2 protein-coding genes are annotated in these 3,160 nt (G+C 63.3%); both read left to right on the forward strand.

What is annotated here, in order from left to right; translation table 11 throughout:
* The coding region (locus tag BDW41_RS22840; RefSeq protein ID WP_110301701.1) for a site-specific integrase at positions 1–552 on the forward strand (552 nt) is incomplete at its 5' end.
* Positions 553–780: 228 nt separating this feature from the next.
* Positions 781–3,129, forward strand: coding sequence for a hypothetical protein (locus BDW41_RS22845; RefSeq protein ID WP_074552311.1), 2,349 nt, complete (start codon positions 781–783; stop codon positions 3,127–3,129).
* Positions 3,130–3,160 lie beyond the last annotated feature (31 nt).

Consider the following 3,160-nt stretch of genomic DNA (forward strand, 5'->3'; position numbering starts at 1 on the left):
ATGCTGGCTACCTGCGACGACTCGCTGGAAGGCCTGCGTGACCGCGCCCTGCTCTGCTTCGGCTTCGCCAGCGGCGGGCGCCGGCGCAGCGAGATCGCGGCGGCGGATCTACGCGACCTGCGCAAGGTGGGCGAGGACGGCTACATCTACCGGTTGGAGTATTCGAAGACACAGCAGGCCGGGGTGAGGGTGGATTCGACGCCGGACAAGCCGATCCTGGGGCGCAGCGCCGAGGCGCTAACGGCCTGGCTGGAAGCTTCGGGCATTCGCGAAGGGGCGATCTTTCGGCGGATCTGGAAGGATCGGGTTGGTCCTGCCTTGCTCCCGGGCTCGGTGGCCACGATCGTCAAGCGACGGGCCGCCCTCGCTGGGCTGGAGGGTAACTTTGGGGCGCACAGCCTCAGGTCGGGGTTTGTGACCGAGGCGGGCAAGCAAGGCGTGCCGTTGCCGGCGGTGATGGCCATGACAGAGCACCGTTCCGTCGCGAGCGTGATCGGGTATTTTCAAGCGGGCGCCGCCGAGGAGAATCCGGCAGCTCGCCTCCTTAAATAGCGCCTGCAGAATCCCAAATGGCGACCATCGATGCGGACTGGCAGAAACATGCACCCGCTCACCGTCTGCCTAATCAAACCGGCCGCCGGCCTTCACGCTTCAGCCAAGGATGATCGATGGAAGCGCAAGTGAGGGTTCAATCAAAAGACTGTTGGCCGAGCGCGCAGCGGCGCGCCAGCGGCGGATTTAGAGGGTCCAAATGAACCATAGTCACCAGAGCGCTAACGAATGAGCACGGCGGCGTATGCGCTTCATTTGGCTGCGCTGGACGAAGACGCGTTCGAGGAATGGTTGTGCCTCTACTTCCAGGAGGTCTACGGCCTGGCCTTGCCCCCGCAGCGGAATGGCCGCTCAGGGCAAGCGCAGAACGGCGTGGATGTGATGTTTTGCAACGCCGCCGGCGAATGGGTGGGTGTCCAGGCCAAGGCCTACACCCGCACGCAGCTCACACCCGTGAAGTTTGACAGGGAGGTTCATGCCGCGCACGGATTTCGGCCGCCACTCACACACTACGTCGTGTGCACTCTCAACGACCGCGATACCACGCTCCAGGCGCATGCACGTGCTGCCACGATCCACGCGCTGTCGAACGTTAAAGTGCTCGCCTTGCAAGATTTGGCGGAAGAAGCCTCACGACGCCCGCAGTTAGCCCGATCGCTTCTGCAGTATGCGTCGCCGAGCTACCTGGAAGAGATGCGTCAGCTGCTCGCGGGCACAGCCACGCCCAACGTGGCGGCTACAGCACCAGATGCAGGGACTGTCATCGCCGATGTTGCGCTGCGCGCGATAGACGCATGGACGGATGCCGGAAATCCCGAGCGCACACTTGAGGAACTATCGCAGTATGCGGGAGCCGCGGATACAACTGAGCGGCTGCTAGTAGAAGTTCGAGCCCGCTTTGCGCTGGGGCAGTTTGAGATCGTTCTCGAGATCGTTCGAAGAGAACTTCAGCTCTCGTTGCCGAGCGCTTCGGTGATCGCATTCGGCGCGCATGCGGCCCAGCTCCGTGGACATGCGCCGTTGGCCGATGCATGGCTGGCAAGAGCGCTGGCGACGGTGAACGCGGCGACGAAGCCGCAGGTGGTGGGTTCGTATGTGCGCGTGCACGCTCTCCGCGAGCATTCACGCTTTACGACGCTTGAGGCATTTGCGACTGACGCGCTGGGTGACCCACTACCGATCGCGCTGGCTTTGGCGGACGCCGCCTTTCAGTTTGGCGAACTGGACTCGGCGCTCACGTGGTACGGCCGCGCTAGGAGCCGCCAACCCGATTGGCCGCCGGGCGCGCGGGCAAATGAACTCGGCGCACGGATCTGGCAACTAATCCGGGCGAAAGAGTCGGGTGCAACGGTGATCGAGGCGTTGAGCGAGTGCGCGACGCAGCTGGCTGTGCTCCTTGCTGATCCAGCAATCCAAAGTCCAGGCTTACGTCTGCCGATGCTGGTGAACCTCGGCCATGCCAGGCACGTTCTGGGCGATTTCGCGTCGGCCTCTGCTGCGTGGGAGAAGGCGCTCGCATTTCCCGATGCGCCGGAATCTTTATGGCTCTACCGGTGCGCCTTGTCGGCGATGGAAGGCGTGCCCCTGCCCCCCGAGGACTTAATCGAGCGATGGACGGGCAACCACCGCGCGTCCCTCATTCTGGCCAGCGCATTCACATTGCAAGGCGATACGGCGCGCGCAACGGCACTGATCGATCGCGTCTTTGCTGATCCTGCCGCGACCGCGGAAGACTTGGTTCTCGCGCACATTGAACGCGTGCGTTTCGAATCGTACGGTCAGGACAATCGGGTCACTCCGGCGCACGTAGGTACTTTGCTCGGCCTGGTAAACAAAGACGAGCCGTCGCTTCCGCTCTTCGCGTGGTTGGTAGGCAACTTCGCGGCTGCGGGCCCCGACCAGGGCGAGGCGGTGCGCGAGGCCATCACTGAACTGGCGCCGCTCCTGGCGATCGATGGTACTCAACGGCTCGCGCTCGCCGAGGACCTCCTTCGCGCCGATCTCGACGAGGCCTCCATCGGTTGGCTGCCCGACATCGAGCATGAGGCTTGGCCGGATCGCGGGCCGGTTGCTCAGTTGGCTGGGGCCCTCGTCCTTCTCCGTATCTTCACTAAGACCTTTCATTGGGCGGACGCTCGCCAACTGGTCGGCCAGCTAAAAGTCCAGTTTCCACGCGACGCCAACGTGCTGCTGCACTGTGCCCAGTCGCTCCATTGTGCAGAGGATCGGGTTGGTGCGTACGAGCTTCTCACCGACGCGGTGAGCCATGGCATGCACGACGGAGCTCTGATCGGAACCTGGGCGCGTCTCGGCGTGAGCTTGGGCCGGCGGCGTGACGCCCATCGACTGCTACGTAGCCTGCAGATTGCTCCACGTAGTCCTCATGAATACGGGCAGCTGCTGGAGGCGCGAGCAATCCTTGGGATCAACAATGACGCCGGGCTGACTCTCACGCGGGAGATGCAGGTCACCCCGGAAAATGCCGGAAAAGTGTTCACCAGTGGTTTGCTGAGTGAACCGCCCCGTGTTCCGTGGAGGCTGTTTGGTTTAAGTCAGGCCTCCACGGTGGCTGCCTGACTGGCGAGTTGCCGGTAGTAGTTTGCCTCGG

It is taken from the genome of Dyella sp. AtDHG13, from assembly GCF_003201105.1.
GTDB classification, from domain to species: domain Bacteria; phylum Pseudomonadota; class Gammaproteobacteria; order Xanthomonadales; family Rhodanobacteraceae; genus Dyella; species Dyella jiangningensis_B.

Bases quoted from the DNA above. Each gene is read 5' to 3' on its own strand.
- BDW41_RS22845 (WP_074552311.1), top strand. From the start codon at position 781: ATGAGCACGGCGGCGTATGCGCTTCATTTGGCTGCGCTGGACGAAGAC.